Here is a 21,701-nt window from a genome sequence, read left to right on the forward strand (position 1 = left end):
ATAGATATGAAAAAATTAGTTTTAGGAACTATTACAGCAGCAATGATTGCAACAGCAGGATTAGCAGCAGATTATACGATGAAAGTAAGTCACGTTGTAAGTGCGAGTACGCCAAAAGGTAAAGCAGCGGACTTTTTTGAAAAAAGAGTTGAAGAATTAACAGGTGGAAAAATTGATGTTCAAGTATTCCCAAATTCTCAATTATATGGTGATGGTGAAGAGATGAAAGCATTAGTAATGAACAATGTTCAATTAATTATGCCAAGTTTATCAAAGTTTACAAGTGTTGCACCACAAATGCAACTTTTTGATTTACCTTTTATTTTTAGAGATAAAACTCACCTTTATAATGTAATGGATGGAGAAGTTGGAGCAGTTTTAAAATCAAAAGTTGATGAAAAAAGACAAATGATTGCACTTGATTATTGGGATGCTGGATTTAAACATCTTTCATCTAGTACAAAAGCTTTAGTAAAACCAGAAGATGCAGCTGGAATGAAATTTAGAATTCAAAGTTCAAAAGTTTTAGAAGCTCAATTTAAATCTGTTGGTGGAAATCCACAAGTTTTACCATTTTCAGAAGTTTACTCAGCACTCCAACAAGGTGTAGTTGATGGAACTGAAAATCCATTATCAAACTTCTATACAAAAAAATTCCATGAAGTTCAATCTAGTCTTACTTTAAGTCAACATGGATATTTAGGTTATTTAGTAGTTATGAATGAGCAATTTTGGAATAAATTACCAAAAGATTTACAAGCAAATGTAGCTCAAGCTATGAAAGAAGCGACAAAACTTGAAAGAGAAGAGTCTATGAAAGAAGATGCTTTGATGATGGAATCTTTAACAAAATATGCTAAAGATACGAATAAACTTCAAATTATTGAATTAAATGATGCACAAAAACAAGAATGGAAAAAAGCTATGTCAGTTATATATCCTCAATTCTATGATGTAATTGGTGAAGATTTAATCAAAAAAGCAATTGATACTAAATAATGAAGTTTTTAATATGAAAAAATTTTTTGAAATTATTGATTTAATTGTTGGAACAATTAACCAAACAATGGCAGTCGTAGGACTGTCATTGGGTGTGTTATTGGCTTTTATAAATGTAGTATTAAGATATGGGTTTGATATGAGTCTTACTTGGGCTGGTGAACTTACAAACTATTTCTTTATTTGGTCTGCACTTTTTGGTGCTGCATACGGTTTTAAACAAGGAGCACATATTTCAGTATCTTTAATTATTGAAAGATTCCCTCCCTCTTTTACAAAATTTTTTCTAATTTTTGCAAATTTAATTTCTGTTATATATCTTGGTTTAATGTCATATTTTGGATATTATCTGGTAATTATGTTAGTAGATTTTGGAGAAATGAGTGTTGATTTAAATATTCCTATGTGGATTCCTCACGTAGTTCTTCCTATTGCTTTTGCATTAGCAGCATATAGAACAGCTGAAAAATTAATAGAAGTAATAAAAACAGATTCTAAGGAAATTAAACTATTTAATGAGCATGAAGTTATTATAAATGAAATAAAAGGAGAAAAATAATATGGTTATTGCTACTTTATTTATTTTACTTTTTGCCTTAATGATTTTTGGTGTACCTGTTGCTGTTGCTTTAGGAACTACAACACTTATAACATCATTCTTTTTTACAGATATGGATTTAATGGGAATCCCTTCAAAAGTTTTTGATGGATTAAACAAATATACTCTTATGGCTATTCCTATGTTTATTCTGGCTGGTTCTTTATTATCAAGAGGTTCTTCTGCATCAAGAATTATTGAATTTGCAAAAACTTTAGTTGGACATCTTCCAGGTGGACTTCCAATAGCTGCTATTTTAGCATCTATTATTTTTGCTGCTGTTAGTGGTAGTTCTCCAGCTACTGTTGCTGCTATTGGTTCTGTTATGTATGGAGCAATAAAACAAGCAGGATATAATGAACAGTTTGCCATTGGAACAATTGCAACTTCTGGAACATTAGGTATTTTAATTCCGCCTTCAATTGTATTTATCGTGTATGGAGTTACTGCTGATCAATCTATTGGAAGACTATTTATGGCAGGGGTAATTCCTGGACTTATGATAGGTATTATGATGATGATTGCAACTTATTTCTTGGCTAAAAAAAGTGGTTTCAAAGGTGGGCAAAGAGCAACCTTTAAAGAACAATTTACAGCATTTAAAAATGCTTTTTGGGCTTTAATGATTATCGTGATAGTTATTGGTGGAATTTATGGAGGTATTTTTACTCCAACAGAAGCCGGAGCATTCAGTGTAATGTATGCTTTTTTTATCTCTATGTTTGTTTATAAAGATACAAAATTTAAAGATTTATATAAAATCATTTTGGATTCAGCACAAACAAGTTCGATGATATTCTTTATCATTGCTAATGCTATGTTGTTTGCTCATTTCTTAACAGATGAACAAATTCCACAACATATAACACAAATGATTTTAGAAGCAAATGTTGGTCCATTAATGTTCTTATTAATCATAAATATTTTACTTTTATTTATGGGACAATTTATGGAACCTAGTTCTGTGGTAATGATTACAGTACCACTTTTACTTCCTATTGGAATGGCTTTAGGTATTGACCCAATACATCTAGGTGTTATAATGGTTGTAAATATGGAAATAGGAATGATAACTCCACCTGTGGGACTTAATCTCTTTGTTGCAAGTGGTATAACGGGACTTAGTTTAAAAGAAGTTATTGTTGCATCTTTACCGATGACAGGAATATTATTAATTGGATTACTCTTAGTAACTTATATACCAATTATTTCTTTATGGCTTCCAAATTTAATGTTTGGATAAAAAGTAAGAGTTTATCTCTTACTTTTTAAAAACTATCTTTTGGAATATAAATAGAAAATTGAGCTCCATCATTAATATTTTTAACTCTTAATTTGCCTTTCATATTTTTTTCAACTATTATTTTTGACATATAAAGACCTATTCCTGTTCCGTTACTATCTTCTTTTGTTGTGAAATATGGTTCAAATATTTTACCTTTTGGTTCAACTAAAACTCCTCCTCCATTGTCTTCTATATTTAAAATCACATAATTTTTATCTTCACTTACAGTTATTTTTATTAGTGGATTTTTTAGATTTTTATCAATTAAAATATCTTTTGCATTACTTAAAATATTAAGAACAACTTGTTTATATTCATTTAAATAAGTTATTATTTTGATATTTTCATCAATATTCATTTCAATTTTTATATTGTAATTATCTAAAGTACTTGAAATGATATTCATTACCAATTGTACTTCTTTGAGTAAATTAAATTCTTCTTTTTCTTTTTTTGGCATAAAGAAATTTCTAAAATCATCTATTGTATGTGACATATATTCTAAAACTCTGTCTGCTTCTTGGGATTTTCTTTGCATTGTTTCACTATCAAGAGCATTTATACTATATTTAAATTTTATAAACATCAATATAGAAGATAATTCACTTAAAGGCTGTCTCCATTGATGAGCAATGTTTGAAATCATCTCTCCCAAGGCTATAAACTTTGATTTTTGAACTAATAGTTGTTCTTTTTCTCTATTTTTTTCAATTTCTTCTTTTACCTTTTCTTCTAAAGATTGATTTAATTCTTCAAGTTCTTTTGCATTTGTTCTTACTTTATTTTCATAACTTTTTAAAATCAAATCAATTCTTTGTGAAATAGCTATTGAAATCAAAATGGCAATTGATAAAAACATTAAAAATAATATTATATTTTGAGCAACTTGGTTTTTAACTTTTTTTTGTAAATCTTTTCTTTTTATTTCTATTTCATCTTCAATATCATCTGTATATATACCCGCAGAAATTATCCAATTCCATTTTTCATAATATTTGAAGTATGAAAGTTTATATTTAGATTCATTCGAGTCAGGTTTTTTATAGGCATATTGGGTATATGATTCTCCTGTTTCCCTTATATCTTTCAAAAAATCTTCCCTAAATCTTTTCCCATCAGTATCTTCATATTTAGTTGATATTAATTGTCCAACTAAATCTGGTCTATTAGGATTTACAACAAGTTTTGCAAAATCATCACCACCTTGCATATTTTTAACTTCATATACAAAAAAATAGTTACTCTTTTTTTCTTCAAAAGTTATATTATTTAATAGTTTTATTGCATCCGCTTTTAATTGTTCATCATTTAAGTTTGATTTATTAATATTGTAGTTTAGTATATCAAAGACTGTAGTTATCTCTTTTTTCAAAGTTTTCTTTTTGTTCAAATAATATTCTTGAACAAATTTATCCATTTCTATTTCAAAATCAGCATAAGTATTTTTTACATAAAAATAAGATATTGCAAATATCATTGAAGACATTATTATTATAAATGTAAATATTATACTTTTTGATAAATTGTTTTCCATTGTTAAATTCAAAATAAACCTTTAATTAGCATTAATTCGCTATGATAACATATGTTTTCTAATAAGGATTTTTATAATATGCAAAAAAATTTTATAAATAAACTTAGTGCTTTTTGTGTTCTTTATGTTGAAGATGAAGATGGTATTAGAAATAATATAGAAGAAATATTAAAACATCTTTTCAGAGAAGTATTAAGTGCTAAAGATGCTAGTGAAGCATATATTAAATATATACAAAATAAACCAGATTTAATAATAACTGATATAAAAATGGGAAATGAAACAGGAATTGATTTACTCAAAAGAATTAGAGAAACAGATTCAAAAACAAGAATTATTATAACTTCAGCACATACAGATTTGAATTATTTGTTAGAAGCTACTGAATTACATCTTATTAAATATATTGTAAAACCAATAACAAATGATAAACTTATGGAAGCATTAGAAGGATTTGTAAAGTCTTACGATGAAAATAAAATATATAATCTTGATCAAAATTGGGTTTTTGACTCGAGTAAATCTACTATTTCAAATGGAAATGAAGCTTTTATTCTTACAAAAAAAGAATCAACTTTTCTAAAATTACTTATTACTAAAAATAGAATAATTACTTATGAAGAACTTGAAAACGCTGTTTGGGATGATGATTCTATTATGACATCAAATGCAATGAGATTATTTATTAAAAATTTGAGAAAAAAATTACCTGAGAATTTCTTAAAGAATATGCAAGGAATAGGTTATTATTACAATATGAAAGGATAAGAACACTTAATTTTAAGTGTTCTTGTTTTTTATAGTAATTTATTTTTTGAAACAATAACGCCATCGTTATCAGCGTAAACATAATCTCCAGTATTAAAAGTTACACCTTCAAAGTTTAATTCTATATCTCTTTGTGATTGTGTTTTTTCAAAATTTCTAAGAGGGCAAGTTCCTATTGCTAAAAGCCCAACTTCAATATTTTTTGTTTCATCTATATCTCTTACATAACCATTTAAAATAATTGCTTGCCAATTATTTTTTTTAGCAAATGCCATTAATTTGTCTCCAACAACTCCAAAAAATTCCTGTGAATTGTCAACTACTACAATTTTCCCTTCACCATTTTCATCTCTTAACATTTCTAATAAACGCCAGTTACTTTTATCAAGTTTTACAGTTACTATTTGTCCTGAAAATTTTTTTAATCCACCATAATTTTTAAATTTTGCAGATAAAACTTCTATTTTTTTTTCTTTATTATCATCGCATAAATCTGCTGTTTGTATATTCATTTTACTTCCTTCTTCCTAGATAGTTATAAAGACTATAGTAATAAAAAGAAATGTATAAAAAGTGTATAAATTAAAAAAACATTAAAAAAAAATATTAATTTTATAAAATAAGTAAAAAAGTAACATTGGAGTATTTAAATAAAAAGTTAATTCTAATCAAACCACCTAATTTGCTCTCTTAATGTCACAACTTCACCAATTATTATCATAGCTGGTGTTGGAAGATTTTTTGATTTGTTTGTTATATCTTCTAAAGTTCCAACTACTACTTCTTGCTCTTTTGTTGTTCCTTTTGAAATAACTGCACATGGATAATCTTTTCTTTTGCCTAAAGCTATTAATTTTGAAGAAATTAACTCAATATTGTGATAACCCATTAAAAAAACAATTGTTTCATCATTTAAAAATGTTTCCCATTCAATTTGAGAAATTTTCTTTTTTGGATTTTCATGACCAGTTACAACTCTAAAAGATGTTGTTATTCCTCTATGGGTTACTGGAATTCCTGCGTATGCTGGAACTGCAATTGCTGAAGTGATTCCCGGGATTATTTCAAATTTAATATTTCGTTCATAAAGATAAAGAGCTTCTTCTCCACCACGACCAAAAACAAAAGGATCACCACCTTTTAGTCTTACTACATTTTCATATTTTAAAGAAGCTTGATAAATTAATTCATTTATCGCTTCTTGAGGAAGAGTATGTTTTTTATCTTCTTTTCCAACATAAATTAAATCACATGATTCTTTTGCTAATTCTAAAATTTCTGGATTTACTAATCTATCATAGATTAGAACATCTGCATTTTGTATTACTCGAACTGCTTTTAATGTTAGAAGTTCTACATCTCCAGGTCCTGCGCCTGTTAGGTATACTTTTGGCATATTATTATTTTACCTTATAAGAATAATTTTTTTGAATTATAGTAAAAAATCAATATAAACTACTTAGCTTTACAAGAATTCATGAGTTTATTTAATTCATTTTTTAATTCTTGAAGTTTTTTTGTAGAGTTCATTAGATTTTCTTGAGATTGAATTACAATATCTTCACTTTTATTTAATTGTTTAGAAATATCATTTGAGTTTGTAAGTTCATCTATTATTTTGTCAAATTCATCTGTAATTTCTTCTAATTTAATAGATGCATTTTTAGATTGTTCAATCGCATTTGCTGAATAAGTCATAGCTGAATTTATTTTATCTATAAAACAATTTATTGTATCAGTTGCATCAACTATCTCTTTTTCTGCTTGGATTTTTATAGGAACAAGAGGTTCATTGCTATCATTTTCCATAATTTTTTTTGATTCTTCAAAAAATCTTTTTGCATTTTCTTCCATAGTTTTTAGTTGTGAAAAACTATAAATTATTAAAAATATGATTATAAGTGCAAAACTGTATTGAATATATCTTATAAAATCACTTTTTTGTTCACAATAAATTGTATACATAGAAACTAAAGTATCAACTTCATTTAATAATGGCGTATTTGTATTATAAATAGAGATTACAATATCTTTTAAAATTGCTTCATTATTTTCATTTCTTTTTTGTTCTTGTTCTTTAAAATTATCTATATTTTTATGAAAATTGTTCCATAAAATTTCCACTTTTGAAAGTTGTTTTGCAATATCATCTGTGGGAGCTTTTACAATACCTGTTAAATCATTTCCATCTTTTAAAGAGTTTAGATTGTAGATAAATTCAATAGTTGAACTTTCAAGTTCTGAATATGAAGTATTTTCATTATGATATAAATAAAAGATATTCTTAGAAATATTTTGAGTCAACATTCTTTGTTTTCCAACTACATTTATAACCAAAGCATCTTTTTTATTTTTTTCATTTAAGTAAATTGTTGTTGCAATTATACTGGTCATTAAAATAATAAATAAAATTCCTATAAATTTTATTTTTGTACTTATTGTATTTTGTTTCATACCCCAATTCCTTTAAAAATAGAGATTAAATCTTCTTTATTTGTAATAATAACTTCACCATTTTGAATACTAATAGTTTCTTTTCTTGTTAATCTTTTTAGAACTCTTGATAGAGTTTCTGGCTGAATATGCAACATAAAAGAAACTTCCTGCCTTTTTAATTTATTAAACATTTCTAAATCCTGATTTAGCATAAACGCAACTTTTGCTGTAGCATCAAAAACTAATTCTCTATTTACAATACATTGAAGTTGATGAGTTTTTTTTAATAGTATTTCAAGCAATTCCATAGTTAAAATATTTTTTGATAAAAATATCTCTTGAAATTTTTCAAAATTAACAGATAATATTATTGAATCTTCTGTAAATTCTGCATTTGAAAAACAATAAATATCATTATCATTCATAGATGTAAGTTCACTAATCATAGAGTTTTTATAAATATGATATAAAAATATTTCATTGTCAAACTTATCAACTTTATAAATTTTAATGAGTCCTTCAACCAAAAAGAGTAAATTTTTACTTATATCACTTTCGTAGTATAAAATGGATTTATTCGGGTATTTTGATACATTTGAAATGGAAGCAATTAATTCGATTTGTTCATCATTTAAGTTATTAAAAAAACTTATTTTTCTAATGGTTTCTTGTACAGTCACATCAAACCTTCATATTGTTTTATTTAAGCTATTGTATATTATGCTTGTAAAAATACTAATTAAGTGATATAAAATAAGGTTTATAATGAGTTTTAAAAAATATATAAAAGCAGTTGGAACAGGACCAAAAGGGAATAGAAATTTAAGCATTGAAGAAACAGCAGATGCTGTTGAACAAATATTATTAAATAAAGCAACACAAGCACAAATAGGAGCTTTTTTAATAGGTTGGAGAACTAAACTTGAATCAAATGATGAGTTAAAAGGCTGTATTTTGGCTTTACGAAAATTTATGAAATTTCAAAAAGTTGAAGATTCTATAGAACTTGGATATTCATTTGATGGAAGATGTGATAATCCATTTTTATTTCCTTTATTTGGCAAAATCTTAGAAGAATTTTATGCAAAAAATAGTGATATAAGAAAATTAAATTTAGTAATTTCAGGAGATTTTTTGCAACCTGCAAAAATAGGGCTTACCACAAAAGAAATTTTTACTAATATTGATGCAAGTCAATACTTACATTTTTTTGATAGGGTAGAATACCTAAATGAGTTAAGTAATATTACACCATTAAGACATGAATTGGGTTTGAGAACGGCTTTTAATACAGTTGAAAAACTTTTAAATCCAGCTTTATGTGAATATGGTGTGACAACAGCATTTCATAAACCTTATGTACAAAAATATTTAGATATTTTTGCTCCATATTTCAAAGAGCTAGTTGTTGTAAAAGCAAGTGAAGGAAGTCCTGAAGTATTTAAAGATGGGAAATATTGGAAAATGATAGATGGAAACATAATTGAAGAGAGTTTTTGCTTAAAGGATTATGGAATAGTTTATGATAAAGAATTTGAAAATATTTCTTTAGAAGAGTCTTTAAATATAGTTAGAAATCCAGATGAAAATATTTTAAAACTTGCAAAATTTAATGTGGCTTTATATCTTTTATTTTCAAAAAGAGTAGTTTCTTTAAATGAAGCATGGCAAAGACTAAACTAAAAGGTAAAGAATGTTAATAGATGGATTTGGAAGGAAACACGATTATCTAAGAGTTTCAGTAACAGAAAGATGTAACTTTAGATGTCAATATTGTATGCCAGAAAAACCTTTTTCATGGGTTCCAAAAGAGAATTTACTTTCTTATGAGGATTTATTTAAATTTATAAAAGCATCAATTGATGAGGGAATAAAAAAAGTAAGAATTACAGGTGGTGAGCCACTCTTAAGAGAAGGCTTAGCTGTTTTCTTAAAGATGATATTTGATTATAAAAATGATATAGATTTAGCATTAACAACAAATGGTTTTTTACTTCCAAAAGTTGCACAAAAATTAAAAGATTCTGGATTAAAAAGAATAAATATATCTTTAGATACTTTAAACTCAGCAACTGCTGCAAAAATTGCTCAAAAAGATGTTTTAGAAACTGTCCTTAAAGGAATACAAGCAGCAGCTGATGCTGGATTAAAAATTAAAATAAATTGTGTTCCAATTAAAGGTATAAATGATAATGATGTTTTAGACGTTTTAGAGTTTTGTAAATCTAAAGGTTATGTAGTTAGATTTATAGAATTTATGGAAAATAATCATGCAAAAGATGGTGCAAAAGGATTAAATTCTGGTGAAATAATAGAAATTATCTCTAAAAAATATTCAAATCTTAAAATAGTTCCAAGAGATACAAGTTCTCCTGCACAATATTATGAGTTAGAAGATGGTTTTCAATTTGGAATAATAGAACCACATAAAGATGATTTTTGTGCTCAATGTAATAGAATAAGATTAACCGCAGAAGGATTTTTAATTCCCTGTTTATATTTTGAAGATGCAATGAGTATAAAAGATGCAGTTCAAAATAATAGAATAGAAGAAGCAGTAGAAATTCTAAAAAAAGTATTACAAAATAAACCAGAAAAAAATAAGTGGTCAATAAAAGATGATAATAAAATCTCAACAAGAGCTTTTTATCAAACTGGCGGATGAAAATTAAGAAATTTATTACTTTAAAGTAAAGTTAAAGTAACTTTTAAATACAATTAGCGTTCATTTAAAATAAATGAAAAAATTAACATATACCTATTAGGAGGTCAACATGGCTTTAGATCAGGAAGTAAAAGCAGCTATAGCAGCAAAATACGGTAAAAAAGATGGTGATACTGGTTCATCAGAAGTTCAAATTGCTTTATTAACAGAGCAAATTAAAATATTAACAGAACACTTAAAAGTTTTCAAAAAAGATCACTCTTCAAGATTAGGTCTATTAAAAATGGTTGGAAAAAGAAAAAGATTATTAGCATACTTAAGAAGAACAAACTATACTTCATTTGTTGAATTAGTAGCTTCTTTAGGAATTAGAGCTAAATAATTTTAGTTTTAGTTACCAAAAAAAAGGGTTGTAGCATTGCTACAACCCTTTTTTTTTGTTTAAATATTTCATTTGATTGATTTTAATAACGAATCTTAATAATAGTTCTTGTAGAATAAACAAAAAAAATTGGAAATATATAATATGTTATTAACAAAAAAAAGTGAATACGCACTACTATCTTTAATTGCTATTGCTAAAAGTGATGAACCAAAGAATGTAGATGAGTTATCAAAAGAATTAAATATATCAAAATCATTTCTAGCAAAAATAATGCAAAACCTAGCAAAACAAAATTTAGTAGTATCTCATAGAGGTGTGAATGGTGGATTTGCTTTAAATAAATCTTGGGAGACGATTACAATTTTAGAAATTGTAGTTGCAGCTGAAGATAAATTACCTTCTGTTTTTGAATGCTCACCATCTATTGGAAGTTGTCCAAATCAACTGGCATCACTTTGTACAATTTGGCCTTTATTAAATAATTTACAACTTAAAATCAATGATTTCTTAGAAAAATTGACATTAAAAGATATTGCTTAATGAAATTGTTTCATATTTCTCACACAGATTTAGATGGATATGGATGCCAATTAATTACTAAAGAGTATTTTAAAGAAGGATTTTTTTACAATGCTAATTATGGTTTAGAAGTAAAATTAAGTATAAAAAAAGTTTTAGAACAAGTTCTTGACTATAAAGAAGATGAAATTTTAATTTTAATAAGTGATTTAAATTTAACTTTTCAAGAAGCAAAAGATTTAGATAATGATATAAATAAGTTAATAAAAGATGGATATACAATAAAGCTTCAACTTTTAGATCATCATATAAGTGGTAAAAAAAGTGCTGAAACTTTTTCTTGGTACTATTTAGATGAAAAAAGATGCGCCACAAAAATAGTTTATGATTATATGTTTGAAGAGCATGAAGGTTTTAATAGTATTACAAAAGCTTGGCTAGAACCATTAGTTAATGCAATAAATGCAGTTGATATTTGGCTTGAGAATGAAATAACAAACTTTGAATTTGGAAAAGTTTTAATGTCAATGATTTCAAAAGTGAGAGAAATAAATAATATTTTATTTACTGATTTAAATAGAGATTTTAGATGTTATTTATTAAAAGAAGCCTCTAAATATATAGATGAAATAGATGGACATATAAAATTAGATAATGATGTTCATTTTATGAAAAAAGATTTCCTAAAACTTAGCGATAAAGATGATACTTTAGATAATTTATCTGCAACTTATCTTGTAAAAACTTTGATTGATGTAAAAGATGATTTAACAGTAACTTACAAAGGTCACAAAGGACTTTTAACTTATTGTTTAGGTTCTATCTCTATTCCTGCAAATGCTTTTTTAAGAGCAAATCCTGATTATGATTTTTTTATTGATATAAATAAAAAAGGAAATGCTTCATTTAGAGCTGATGGAAAAGTTGATGTTGCTATGATGGCAACAAAATTGGCAAATGGTGGTGGACATATAAATGCAAGTGGTTGTAAATTTGAAGATTTTAAAGAAGTTATTGATCTTTCTGAAGTTAAAACTTATATACAAAATAAACTAGATAAAATTTAGTTTTTAAAATAATTTATAATAAAGGATATAAAATGGAGTGTGAATTCCCAACTGTAAACTCAAAAAGTGAAGAAATAATAGAAATTTTTAAAAATACAAAAACTATAGCAATTGCTGGACTTTCTCCAGATTCATCAAAAGCTTCAAATATGGTAGCTGTTTATTTACAAAGTGTTGGATTTAAAATAGTTCCTATTTATCCAAAAGAAGATGTGATTTTAGGAGAAAAAGTTTATCGAACACTTTCAGAAATACCTTTTAAAATCGATATGGTTGATATTTTTAGAAAACCAGATGCAATAGCACAAATTGTTGATGAAGCAATAAAAATTGGAAATATTGATACTGTATGGTTTCAATTAGGTCTTGTAAATAATGAAGCTGCAGCCATTGCAAAAGCAGCAGGATTAAAAGTAGTACAAAATAAATGTACAAAGATAGAACATAGAAATTTATTTTAAATAATTTCTTTTGATGTGTTGTTTATTAAAATAAGTTTAGCAACACATCCACTTTTTCCATCATCTCTATTTACAAGAGTTATTTTTGCTCTTAATGCGTCAGCTGCATTTTTTGCTAAAAAAAGCCCTAATCCTACTCCACTTTGATTTCCAATTCTTTTAAATGGTGCAAATAAATCCACATCTTCAGGTATTCCAATACCTTCATCAGTTACAGTGATAATTATTTTTTCTTTTGTTTTTTTTAGTCTTATTGCAATTGATTTTTCATTTGGAGTAAATTTTATAGCATTTTGGACAAAATTTTGTAAGATTTGATTAAATAAAGTTAATTGAATTGATGTATCTAAATGATTTACATTTGAAAAAAAAGTAATAATAATATTTTTCTGAGCACTTAACATTCTATAATCATTTGTTTTTTTCTTTATATATTCAACTAAATCAAGATTTACAGTTTGTTCAAACTGAGCTCCTTCTGTTCTTCCTATATCTAAAATTGAAGAAATCATTTTATTCATTTCATCAATTTGTTTTACAGTCAATTTTAAAGCTTCTTCATATTGTTCAACTTCTCGTTTCTTTTTTAAAGTCACTTCATTTTTTAATTTCATAACAGCAAGTGGAGTTTTAAGTTCATGTGCTGCCCCAATAAATAGCTCTTTTTTAAATTTTACATAAGTTTCTATTCTATTTGTTAGAGTATTAATTGAATTTGCAAGTGAATAAAATTCTATTGGTAAATCTTTTTTATCAATTTGTGTTAAAGAATTTTCATCCATATTTGATAATTTTTTATTTATTTGAATAATAGGTTTTAAAAGTGATTTTGAAACTACTAACGAGTATATAAGCATTAATACAAAACCAGGAATTGCTAAAATGAAAAGATTTTTAAATATTACAGAATATAAAAGTTCTATTTCTAAACTTATGTTTTTATCAATTTCTAAAAAAAGTTTATTTTGTAAATCAAATGGATAAAGAAGTTTTATAAAATAATCACCATTTTGTTGATAGTGTATAAATTCATAATTTTTTAAGTGTTCATTTTTTGTTAAATTAATTGTAAGGTTGTCATTTAATATTGGAGTAAAGCTATTTACGGCAATTGAAGATATTTGGATTTGTTTTGCATGATACAACATATTTTTTTGAATATCATCATAAATTGTACCTCTAGCATATTCGTAAAATATGAAAGAAAGAGTGATAATAAAAAGTGAGGTAGCTATAATCAGTTTAGTATAAAACTGTCTATAAATACTCTTACTTTCCATTTTTTTAATAACCTAAATTATTTAGCTTTTGTATCTTCTATTGTATTTGGGTAACAAAATCTGTAACCTCTTCTTCTGATAGTTTCAATAGTAGAAATATTTAATGGTTTGTCCATTTTTTGTCTAATTTGATTAATAGCAACTTCAATAACATTTGGAGTAACTAATTCTGGTTCTTCCCAAATTGCATCAAGTAATTGCTCTTTTGAAACAATTTGATCTCTATGTCTTGCTAAGTGTGTTAAAACTTCAAAAGGTTTACCTTTTAGTTCAATTTCTACACCTGCATATTCAATTTTTTCTTCATCTGGATTGATAATTAAATCATCAATTTCAATGATGTTTGTTCCACCAAATCTAAGTCTTGCTTCAATTCTAGCTAATAAAATATCAAAATCAAATGGTTTTTTAATAAAGTCATCTGCACCAGATTTTAATGCTTCAATTTCACTTTCTTTATCATCTCTTGCAGAAATGATAACAACAGCAGTTCTTGAACTTCTGTTTTTAACTATTTTACATAGTTCAATTCCGTCACCATCTGGTAACATCCAATCTGTTAGTACTAAATCATAGTTTCTAATGTCAATGAAGTATTCTGCATCTTTATAGTTTTCAGCAGTATCTACTTGATATCCGAAGTCTGTAAGACCTTCTTGTAATGTTCTGTTTAGTGTAATTTCGTCTTCAATAATCAAAATTCTCATAATATTCCTTAAATTTAAGTTAAGTTTAAATTTTGCGGAATTGTATCATAAAATTTGAAAAATTTAAAGCCTTTTTAAGCTAAATTTTAAAATTTATAAAATCAAGATTTATATAATTATGATATTATGTAAAAATACCTATTTTTTAGTGATAAATTAACTGTTTATTAACTACAAAAAGATAAAATACGCAAAATATAAAATCCTAAGGAATGTTATGAAAAAGATAATGACAAGTTTAGTTGCATCAATGGTTTTAGTAACTGTTTTAAATGCAAGTGATTATGGTTCAGTTGATGGTGATGCAATCACAAAACAAGATATTGCAATGATTTTACAAGATCCAAGAATAGATTTTGAAAAATTACCAGAAACAGCTAAAAAACAAGTAATTGAACAAATCGTAAATAGAAAATTAATAGCTAAAAATGCTCTTAAAAATGGAATTGAAAAAGATCCTCAATATGTTGAAGCTATGAGTGGAATCAAAGAAGATTTAGCTCTTCAAGTTTGGCAAAAAAATGAAGTTGATAAATTAAAATTTACAGATCAAGATAAAAAAGATTTTTTTGAAAAAAATAAAGAAAAATTTGTAGTACCTGAAATTTTAGAATCAAGACATATTTTAGTAAAAACAGAAGCTGAAGCAAAAGCAATTATTATAGAACTTGATAAAGCAGCGAAAAAAGAAGATAAATTTGCTGAATTAGCAAAAACAAAATCTGCTGATTCAACTGCTCAAAATGGTGGATATTTAGGAAAAGTTCCTGCTGATAAATTAGTTCCTGAATTTACAGCTGCTGCAAAAGCATTAGCTAAAAATACATATTCAAAAACTCCAGTAAAAAGTGAATTTGGTTACCATGTAATTTTCTTAAAAGACAAAACAGCTCCAAAAACATTAACTTATGCTGAAGTTGAACCTAAAATTTCACAAGTTTTAATTGGAAATGCTTTTAGTAAAAAAGTAAAAGAATTAACTGACGAATTAAAAAAAGACGCAAAAATAGTTATTAAATAAGGGAATAAAATGGGTGTATTTGATGTTGTAAAACCAGGAGTTTTAACTGGAAGTGAAGCAAAAAAACTTTTTGCTTATGCAAAAGAAAATAATTTTGCAATTCCAGCTGTAAATGTTGTGGGAACTGATTCTGTAAATGCTGTTTTAGAAGTTGCTGCTAAAGTAAATTCACCAATTATTATCCAGTTCTCAAATGGTGGAGCTGGATTTTATGCTGGTAAAGGTTTAAAAACTGCAAATGCTGCCGTTCTTGGTGGAATTAGTGGTGCTAATCATGTTCATACAATGGCTGAAGCTTATGGAATACCTGTAATTTTACATACAGACCATGCGGCTAAAAAATTATTACCTTGGATTGATGGCTTGTTAGAAGCAGGTGCTAAACATTTTGAAAAAACTGGTCGTCCTTTGTTTACTTCTCATATGCTTGATTTAAGTGAAGAGCCTTTAGAAGAAAATATTGAAATTTGTGTTGAGTATTTCAAAAAAATGAATGCGCTTGATATGATGCTTGAAATTGAACTTGGAATCACTGGTGGTGAAGAAGATGGTGTTGATAACTCTGATGTTGATAATGCTTTACTTTATACACAACCAGAAGAAGTTTGTTATGCTTATGAAAAATTAAGTCAAGTAGGAGTTAATTTTACAATAGCTGCATCTTTTGGAAATGTTCATGGTGTTTATAAACCAGGAAATGTTGTATTAAGTCCAAAAATTTTAGATAATTCACAAAAATATATTCAAAATAAACTTGGAACTACTGCTCAACCTGTTGATTTTGTATTCCATGGTGGTTCTGGTTCATTATTAGAAGAAATAAGAGAAGCTATCTCTTATGGTGTTGTAAAAATGAATATTGACACAGATACTCAATGGGCAACTTGGGATGGTGTTAGAGCTTATGAAGCTAAATATCATGGATATTTACAAGGTCAAATCGGAAACCCAGAAGGTGATGATAAACCTAATAAAAACTACTATGATCCAAGAAAATGGATAAGAGCAGGGCAAGAAACAATGATTGCTAGACTAGAAGTTGCATTTTCTGACCTTTGTGCAATAAATAAAAACTAATTTTAAATAAAAAGACCATTTGGTCTTTTTATTTTATATCTACTTTTTCTAATATTTTTTATAAAACATTTTCTTATAACGGTAACAATAGTAACTAAATAATTAACAACAAATTAACAACTCTTTGATAATCTTATTATAATTTATTAATAGGAACAGTAATGAGAAAAAGAAAAATCTACTTATGTCTAGCATTGACTTCAAGTTTACTTTTGGCCGAAGATGATATTTCACATAAAAATGAGAGTGTAAATTTAGAAAAAGTTGAAGTAGTTTCAATTGTAGAATCTAACGAGGCATTAAAAGTTATTAGTAATCCAAAAAATCCTATTCAACCAATTCCAGCTAGTGATGGAGCTGATTTCCTAAAGAATATTCCTGGCTTTTCGATTGTTAGAAAGGGAGGAACAGATGGTGATCCCGTTTTTAGAGGAATGTCTGGTTCAAAAGTGGGAATATTAGTTGATGGTCAGGAAATATATGGTGGCTGTGGAGGTAGAATGGACCCACCTACTGCTTATGTGTTTCCTGAAGCTTATGATAGTGTAGTTGTAACAAAAGGACCTCAAAGTGTATTATTTGGTTCTGGATTTTCTGCAGGAGTAGTTGAATTTAAGAAAAAAAACAAGTACTACCCAAAACCAGATTATAATATTTACTCATCTTTTAAACAAGGAAGCTTTGGAAGGAGTGATCAGTTTATAGATATAAGTGGTGGGGATACGAAAGGTTATGGTCAGTTAATTGCTACCAGATCTCATTCGAATGATTATAAAGATGGAAATGGCGATACCGTTAATTCAGAATATACAAGATGGAATACAAGTCTAGCCTTAGGTTATACGCCAACAGATGATACAACAATTGAAATATCAGGTTCAAAAGGGGATGGTGAAGCTAAATATGCAGATAGAGCTATGGATGCTTCAAAATTACTTAGAGAAAATATTGCACTGAAAGTAATAAAATATGATTTATCAAAGAATATTGAACAACTCGAAATGCAAATTTATCACAATTATGTAGATCACATTATGGATAATTATTCACTTAGACCAGCAACAAGCTATTCTGCTATGAATCCTGATAGAAAAACTACAGGAGGAAGTCTAAAGTTTACAACAATTATACCTAGTCTTTCACTTACAAATATGTCAGGAATAGATTTTAAAAATGATATTCATACTGGTCGTTCTGCTATGATGAAAACTTCTGCTTCTTCTGCAAATGATGCAATGTTCTCTGCTCATAGACTCACAGATTTTGATTTTTCTCAAGTTGGTATTTTTAATGAATCAACTTATGATATTAATGAAAAAGAAAGAATTATTGCTGGAATTAGAATAGATGATCATGAGGTACTTGATAATAGGCAAAAATTAGGTATGACCCCTATTTTGAATCCTAATTATTTAAAAACAGATGAAGCTACATTAAAAAGTGGTTTTATAAGGTATGAAAGCAAAATACCTGAAAATGGATTTTCTTATTATACTGGAATTGGACATTCTGAAAGATTCCCAGATTATTGGGAGAGAACAGTTTTTAATACAATCACGCAATATCAAGATTTTATTCCAAGACCAGAACAAACTAATCAATTAGATATTGGAGCAAATTTTGTAAATGGTAATTTATCGAGTTCTGTATCTTTATTCTATAGTAAAGTTAACAATTATATACAAACTAGATGGTATATGCCAAATGGTTCAACTAACGTACCCCAAAAAGTAAATAATGTTGATGCGACATTGTATGGAGGAGAAATAAGTACTAGTTATAAAATAGGGAATAATTATAAATTAATAGGAGCATTATCTCATGTTCTTGGTGAAAATGATACTGATAATAAACCATTAGCTCAACAACCTCCTTTGGAAATGAAATTATCAGCAATTTATGATGACAACAAATATTCTGCGGGTATTCTTGCTCGATTTATTTCGAAACAAGATAGATATGATATTGGAAATGGCAACATTGTAATGAATGGAGCAGATAAAGGAGAAACCCCAGGAGCAGCTGTATTTTCTGTGAATGGTGCTTATAAGTATAATAAGAATATTACTTTTTCTACAGGTGTAGATAATATTTTTAATAAAGTATATACAGAACATTTAAATAGAACTGATGCTTCTTCTTCTCTCGCATTTCTTACACAAGAAAAGATTAATGAACCAGGAAGAAATATTTGGTTTGAGTTAAAAACAACGTTTTAGTTTTACTAGATAAAAATAGAATTAATTTTTTTAATTAAATAATTTTACTCAGGTCTTTCAATCATATATCCACTTCCTCTAATATTTTTAATAAAATCCTCTTTTAATACAGTTTTTACCCGATTAACTTCAGCTCTAATTGTGGCATTATCAATATAATCATCATTCCAAACGTAAGTTCTAAACATATCGTATTGCACAACTAAACTTCTATTTAATGCCAAAAGTTCAATGATTTGAAGCTGTCGTTTTGGTAGAATATGAGGTTCATTGTTAAATAAAAGTGTCATATTCTCAGCATCAAAACTATAATGTTTTGATAATCTTTTATGTCTTTGGGGAACTATTCTTGTTTTTAAAATCTTATTAATTCTCAAAGTTAACTCTTTTAGATGAAATGGTTTTTTCAAATAATCAAAACAACCCAAATCAAAAGCCCTTGAAATCTCTTCAATATCTATAAGTGCAGAAATATAAATAGTTGGAACCATTCTTTTTTGTTCATGCATTTTTTCTAAAATAGTAAAACCATCAATATCAGGAAGATTTATATCCAAAATTAATAAATCAAATTTTTCTTTTTCTAAAATTTCTAAAGATTCCATTCCTGTTTTTGCATTTTTTATCACATGTCCGGTTGATGTTATATATTCTGTAATCATCTCATTTAACATAATATCATCTTCAACTAATAAAATTTTCATAATACTCCTTTAAATGTGTATGTAAATGAAGCCCAGTTTTCGCCAGATTCTAGTTTTATTCCCACATTTTCTTCACTACAAATTCTTTTTACTAAATTTAATCCAAGTCCAAAACCTTCTTTTGAAACCTCTTCTCTATAATACTCTTCAAATATTTTTTGAGGATCCAAAATCTGAGCTGAACGGCTTTCGATTATAAAATCACAATCATTTTTTGAGACTTTAAGAATTACATAAATTGTTTCATTTGGTAAAGTATATTTAATTGCATTTGTAAGATTATTATCTACAATTCTTTGTAGTTTTATCTCATTAAAATTTAAAATAACTTCATCAAAATTGCAGATAAACTCAAACTTTGATTTAAATTTTATAGCAGTTTGAGTATAAAAATCTATTCTACTTCTCATAAAATCTCTAAAATTTATTTTATGGGTTGCTTGATTTATTTGGTCTTTTTTTACAAGATAACTTAAATCATCGTAAATACTAAAAATATTTTTCATAGCAATTTCTATGTTTGTTAGATATTTATTTTTTCCAAATTGAATCTCAAACATATCGATATTTCCCATTATAATTGATAAAGGAGTATTTGTTTCATGTATGGCATATTTTAAAAACTGTTTTTGTGAAGCTATTAAATTTTGTGCATATTTATTTCCAATCTCTAACTCTTTTGATTGTTTATTATAATCTTGTGAAGATTGTTGAATCAAATGCGTAAGTGCTTGTAAACTTCTTGCATGATCACTTAGTGCCGTATCTTGTAACTCTTTATCATTTTCTTCATCTTCATTTTCAATCTCTTTTTCACTAAGAGCTAAAACTGTTAAGGTTTGATTTAATAACTCATTGTGGTCATAATGATGATAAAATTCTCCATAAGTAAAAAATCCAGCAGTTGTTGCGATTTGAGAAAAAGGACTAATTTCTATATCTATTAAATTTGGCATATATCTTCGTCTTGCCATACAAGCATAAATAAAAAATGATTCAGTGTTTTTTATGGCACATTTATTAAATAGAGATTTTAAAGGATTATTCATCATTAATTCAACATTACCAAAACCTAATTTTACAATGTCACCTTTATGTAAGTTTCCAGCAAAACTTAAACTTCCATCTTCATGTTTTGCAATAACAGCCCGTGCTAGTGGAATATTGTTTTTTTGAACAATTAAAGGAAATTCAATTCCAGTTGCAGGAAGTGAACGAGCTACATACTCTCCTAGATATTTTTTATAAAAATCCAAAGGTTTTAATCCAGCGATTTTATAAACTCTATTTCCTTCAACTTCTTCAATTTCATGTTCTATTCCAATTGGTGACCAGTTGAAGTTATAAGCATTACATACTTTTAAATCATCTGAATTAAAAGAGACTCCCACTGAACCTCTTGTTAATATATTATTTTGTGATGAAATAAAAGTCTGAGTAAAGTGGGCATTATCTCCAGCCATTCCACCTGAAACTAAAACTTTACTATTTATTGAAGCAATTCCATTTAAAAACTCTTCTCCATTTGTTGTTCCTCCATCTGTAAATGTTAATAATAGTTTTGTATTTTCACAACATAAAGCTTGTGCTAATAAAACTCCATTTTTAAAAGAGTCTTTTTCCTCAATATGAATTGTTTTTAATGTAGTTTTTTCAAAAGTTGAAATTGATATTACAGTTTTAAGTGTAGTAATTTCAGCATTATTTATTTCACCATCTGTTGAAGAACCAATACAAATAGCAAGTGGTAGTTTTTTAGTAAGAATAGCTAATATTTCTTCTAGAATATTCTTTTTATCTCCACAAAATATTTGAACTAATATATTTTTTTCATCCTTGAATAATGAAAAATTTATCAATTCATCTAATGGTTTATTATTTAGTGTGTAATTATATGTTTTCATAAAAAAATTGTAGCAGATATTTTAAAAATTGCAAAGAAAAAAAATCATTAAAAAGCTCGAAAATATCGTATT

At 26.8% G+C, this 21,701-nt stretch carries 22 protein-coding genes; 13 read left to right on the top strand and 9 right to left on the bottom strand.

Features of this window, described 5'->3' with window-relative positions; translation table 11 throughout:
• The first annotated feature begins 6 nt into the window (after window positions 1-6).
• Genes ASUIS_RS02160 through ASUIS_RS02170 form a run of 3 tightly spaced genes read left to right on the top strand, consistent with a single transcriptional unit; the run spans window position 7 to window position 2,840 of the window.
• Window positions 7-999: a DctP family TRAP transporter solute-binding subunit gene (locus ASUIS_RS02160; RefSeq protein ID WP_118885505.1), complete on the top strand. Its 993-nt coding sequence runs from the start codon at window positions 7-9 to the stop codon at window positions 997-999.
• Between the two features lie 13 nt (window positions 1,000-1,012).
• A complete protein-coding gene (locus tag ASUIS_RS02165) occupies window positions 1,013-1,558 on the top strand; it encodes a TRAP transporter small permease (protein WP_118887622.1) in 546 nt (181 codons plus the stop codon).
• Between the two features lies 1 nt (window position 1,559).
• The gene (locus tag ASUIS_RS02170) at window positions 1,560-2,840 is read left to right on the top strand and encodes a TRAP transporter large permease (RefSeq protein ID WP_118885506.1); all 1,281 of its coding nucleotides are present in this window, start codon (window positions 1,560-1,562) and stop codon (window positions 2,838-2,840) included.
• A 25-nt stretch (window positions 2,841-2,865) separates the two neighbouring features.
• On the opposite strand, the gene ASUIS_RS02175 is transcribed toward ASUIS_RS02170, so the two are convergent.
• Complete coding sequence (locus ASUIS_RS02175) at window positions 2,866-4,428, bottom strand: cache domain-containing protein (RefSeq protein ID WP_118885507.1); 1,563 nt, start codon at window positions 4,426-4,428, stop codon at window positions 2,866-2,868.
• 66 nt (window positions 4,429-4,494) lie between these two features.
• On the opposite strand from ASUIS_RS02175, the gene ASUIS_RS02180 reads away from it, so the two are divergent.
• Complete coding sequence (locus ASUIS_RS02180; protein WP_118885508.1) at window positions 4,495-5,184, top strand: response regulator transcription factor; 690 nt, start codon at window positions 4,495-4,497, stop codon at window positions 5,182-5,184.
• Between the two features lie 29 nt (window positions 5,185-5,213).
• On the opposite strand, the gene rraA is transcribed toward ASUIS_RS02180, so the two are convergent.
• From rraA to ASUIS_RS02200, 4 genes are all read right to left on the bottom strand, one after another.
• Window positions 5,214-5,696, bottom strand: coding sequence for a ribonuclease E activity regulator RraA (rraA, locus tag ASUIS_RS02185; RefSeq protein WP_118885509.1), 483 nt, complete (start codon window positions 5,694-5,696; stop codon window positions 5,214-5,216).
• A 152-nt stretch (window positions 5,697-5,848) separates the two neighbouring features.
• Entirely contained in the window at window positions 5,849-6,580 is a 732-nt protein-coding gene (gene cobA, locus ASUIS_RS02190; RefSeq protein ID WP_118885510.1) for a uroporphyrinogen-III C-methyltransferase, read from the bottom strand.
• 59 nt (window positions 6,581-6,639) lie between these two features.
• Window positions 6,640-7,638 (bottom strand): type IV pili methyl-accepting chemotaxis transducer N-terminal domain-containing protein, encoded by a 999-nt coding sequence (locus ASUIS_RS02195; protein ID WP_118885511.1) that lies wholly within the window; start codon window positions 7,636-7,638, stop codon window positions 6,640-6,642.
• On the bottom strand, window positions 7,635-8,300 hold the full coding sequence (locus ASUIS_RS02200) for a Crp/Fnr family transcriptional regulator (RefSeq protein ID WP_118885512.1): 666 nt from the start codon (window positions 8,298-8,300) through the stop codon (window positions 7,635-7,637). Before ASUIS_RS02200 ends, ASUIS_RS02195 begins: the two co-directional genes overlap by 4 nt.
• An 85-nt stretch (window positions 8,301-8,385) precedes the next feature.
• Between ASUIS_RS02200 and ASUIS_RS02205 the strand changes: the two genes are divergently transcribed.
• From ASUIS_RS02205 to ASUIS_RS02230, 6 genes are all read left to right on the top strand, one after another.
• Window positions 8,386-9,303, top strand: coding sequence for a glycosyl transferase (locus tag ASUIS_RS02205; protein WP_118885513.1), 918 nt, complete (start codon window positions 8,386-8,388; stop codon window positions 9,301-9,303).
• Between the two features lie 10 nt (window positions 9,304-9,313).
• Entirely contained in the window at window positions 9,314-10,285 is a 972-nt protein-coding gene (gene moaA, locus ASUIS_RS02210; RefSeq protein WP_118885514.1) for a GTP 3',8-cyclase MoaA, read from the top strand.
• 109 nt (window positions 10,286-10,394) lie between these two features.
• Window positions 10,395-10,667 carry a 30S ribosomal protein S15 gene (gene rpsO / locus ASUIS_RS02215; protein WP_118885515.1) on the top strand — a complete coding sequence of 91 codons (273 nt, stop codon included), beginning with the start codon at window positions 10,395-10,397 and terminating at the stop codon, window positions 10,665-10,667.
• A 144-nt stretch (window positions 10,668-10,811) separates the two neighbouring features.
• Complete coding sequence (locus ASUIS_RS02220) at window positions 10,812-11,210, top strand: RrF2 family transcriptional regulator (protein ID WP_118885516.1); 399 nt, start codon at window positions 10,812-10,814, stop codon at window positions 11,208-11,210.
• Window positions 11,210-12,256 carry a DHH family phosphoesterase gene (locus tag ASUIS_RS02225; RefSeq protein WP_118885517.1) on the top strand — a complete coding sequence of 349 codons (1,047 nt, stop codon included), beginning with the start codon at window positions 11,210-11,212 and terminating at the stop codon, window positions 12,254-12,256. Before ASUIS_RS02220 ends, ASUIS_RS02225 begins: the two co-directional genes overlap by 1 nt.
• A gap of 32 nt (window positions 12,257-12,288) precedes the next feature.
• Window positions 12,289-12,717 (top strand): CoA-binding protein, encoded by a 429-nt coding sequence (locus tag ASUIS_RS02230; protein ID WP_118885518.1) that lies wholly within the window; start codon window positions 12,289-12,291, stop codon window positions 12,715-12,717.
• Here the strand turns inward: ASUIS_RS02230 and ASUIS_RS02235 are convergent.
• Window positions 12,714-13,997: a HAMP domain-containing sensor histidine kinase gene (locus ASUIS_RS02235; RefSeq protein ID WP_118885519.1), complete on the bottom strand. Its 1,284-nt coding sequence runs from the start codon at window positions 13,995-13,997 to the stop codon at window positions 12,714-12,716. The two genes, ASUIS_RS02230 and ASUIS_RS02235, sit on opposite strands and share 4 nt — an antisense overlap.
• A 17-nt stretch (window positions 13,998-14,014) precedes the next feature.
• Entirely contained in the window at window positions 14,015-14,704 is a 690-nt protein-coding gene (gene hsrA / locus ASUIS_RS02240) for a homeostatic response regulator transcription factor HsrA (RefSeq protein ID WP_118885520.1), read from the bottom strand.
• Between the two features lie 217 nt (window positions 14,705-14,921).
• Between hsrA and ASUIS_RS02245 the strand changes: the two genes are divergently transcribed.
• The 3 genes from ASUIS_RS02245 to ASUIS_RS02255 all read left to right on the top strand — a co-directional run bounded on the left by ASUIS_RS02245 (window position 14,922) and on the right by ASUIS_RS02255 (window position 19,021).
• Entirely contained in the window at window positions 14,922-15,725 is an 804-nt protein-coding gene (locus tag ASUIS_RS02245) for a foldase protein PrsA (RefSeq protein ID WP_118885521.1), read from the top strand.
• Between the two features lie 9 nt (window positions 15,726-15,734).
• Window positions 15,735-16,802: a class II fructose-bisphosphate aldolase gene (fbaA, locus tag ASUIS_RS02250; protein ID WP_118885522.1), complete on the top strand. Its 1,068-nt coding sequence runs from the start codon at window positions 15,735-15,737 to the stop codon at window positions 16,800-16,802.
• A 161-nt stretch (window positions 16,803-16,963) separates the two neighbouring features.
• Window positions 16,964-19,021 carry a TonB-dependent copper receptor gene (locus ASUIS_RS02255; protein WP_118885523.1) on the top strand — a complete coding sequence of 686 codons (2,058 nt, stop codon included), beginning with the start codon at window positions 16,964-16,966 and terminating at the stop codon, window positions 19,019-19,021.
• A 44-nt stretch (window positions 19,022-19,065) separates the two neighbouring features.
• Here ASUIS_RS02255 and ASUIS_RS02260 read toward each other — a convergent pair whose 3' ends face one another.
• Together ASUIS_RS02260 and ASUIS_RS02265 are read right to left on the bottom strand one after the other, a co-directional pair.
• On the bottom strand, window positions 19,066-19,725 hold the full coding sequence (locus ASUIS_RS02260) for a response regulator transcription factor (protein WP_118885524.1): 660 nt from the start codon (window positions 19,723-19,725) through the stop codon (window positions 19,066-19,068).
• Window positions 19,722-21,629 carry an FIST N-terminal domain-containing protein gene (locus ASUIS_RS02265; protein WP_192894404.1) on the bottom strand — a complete coding sequence of 636 codons (1,908 nt, stop codon included), beginning with the start codon at window positions 21,627-21,629 and terminating at the stop codon, window positions 19,722-19,724. The genes ASUIS_RS02260 and ASUIS_RS02265 overlap by 4 nt, the downstream gene beginning before the upstream one ends.
• Window positions 21,630-21,701: the final 72 nt, after the last annotated feature.

This window comes from Arcobacter suis CECT 7833, from assembly GCF_003544815.1.
GTDB lineage: Bacteria > Campylobacterota > Campylobacteria > Campylobacterales > Arcobacteraceae > Aliarcobacter > Aliarcobacter suis.

Bases quoted from the DNA above. Each gene is read 5' to 3' on its own strand.
- ASUIS_RS02160 (WP_118885505.1), top strand. From the start codon at position 7: ATGAAAAAATTAGTTTTAGGAACTATTACAGCAGCAATGATTGCAACA.
- ASUIS_RS02165 (WP_118887622.1), top strand. From the start codon at position 1,013: ATGAAAAAATTTTTTGAAATTATTGATTTAATTGTTGGAACAATTAAC.
- ASUIS_RS02170 (WP_118885506.1), top strand. From the start codon at position 1,560: ATGGTTATTGCTACTTTATTTATTTTACTTTTTGCCTTAATGATTTTT.
- ASUIS_RS02180 (WP_118885508.1), top strand. From the start codon at position 4,495: ATGCAAAAAAATTTTATAAATAAACTTAGTGCTTTTTGTGTTCTTTAT.
- rraA (WP_118885509.1), bottom strand. From the start codon at position 5,696: ATGAATATACAAACAGCAGATTTATGCGATGATAATAAAGAAAAAAAA.
- cobA (WP_118885510.1), bottom strand. From the start codon at position 6,580: ATGCCAAAAGTATACCTAACAGGCGCAGGACCTGGAGATGTAGAACTT.
- ASUIS_RS02195 (WP_118885511.1), bottom strand. From the start codon at position 7,638: ATGAAACAAAATACAATAAGTACAAAAATAAAATTTATAGGAATTTTA.
- ASUIS_RS02205 (WP_118885513.1), top strand. From the start codon at position 8,386: ATGAGTTTTAAAAAATATATAAAAGCAGTTGGAACAGGACCAAAAGGG.
- moaA (WP_118885514.1), top strand. From the start codon at position 9,314: ATGTTAATAGATGGATTTGGAAGGAAACACGATTATCTAAGAGTTTCA.
- rpsO (WP_118885515.1), top strand. From the start codon at position 10,395: ATGGCTTTAGATCAGGAAGTAAAAGCAGCTATAGCAGCAAAATACGGT.
- ASUIS_RS02220 (WP_118885516.1), top strand. From the start codon at position 10,812: ATGTTATTAACAAAAAAAAGTGAATACGCACTACTATCTTTAATTGCT.
- ASUIS_RS02225 (WP_118885517.1), top strand. From the start codon at position 11,210: ATGAAATTGTTTCATATTTCTCACACAGATTTAGATGGATATGGATGC.
- ASUIS_RS02230 (WP_118885518.1), top strand. From the start codon at position 12,289: ATGGAGTGTGAATTCCCAACTGTAAACTCAAAAAGTGAAGAAATAATA.
- ASUIS_RS02235 (WP_118885519.1), bottom strand. From the start codon at position 13,997: ATGGAAAGTAAGAGTATTTATAGACAGTTTTATACTAAACTGATTATA.
- hsrA (WP_118885520.1), bottom strand. From the start codon at position 14,704: ATGAGAATTTTGATTATTGAAGACGAAATTACACTAAACAGAACATTA.
- ASUIS_RS02245 (WP_118885521.1), top strand. From the start codon at position 14,922: ATGAAAAAGATAATGACAAGTTTAGTTGCATCAATGGTTTTAGTAACT.
- fbaA (WP_118885522.1), top strand. From the start codon at position 15,735: ATGGGTGTATTTGATGTTGTAAAACCAGGAGTTTTAACTGGAAGTGAA.
- ASUIS_RS02255 (WP_118885523.1), top strand. From the start codon at position 16,964: ATGAGAAAAAGAAAAATCTACTTATGTCTAGCATTGACTTCAAGTTTA.
- ASUIS_RS02260 (WP_118885524.1), bottom strand. From the start codon at position 19,725: ATGAAAATTTTATTAGTTGAAGATGATATTATGTTAAATGAGATGATT.
- ASUIS_RS02265 (WP_192894404.1), bottom strand. From the start codon at position 21,629: ATGAAAACATATAATTACACACTAAATAATAAACCATTAGATGAATTG.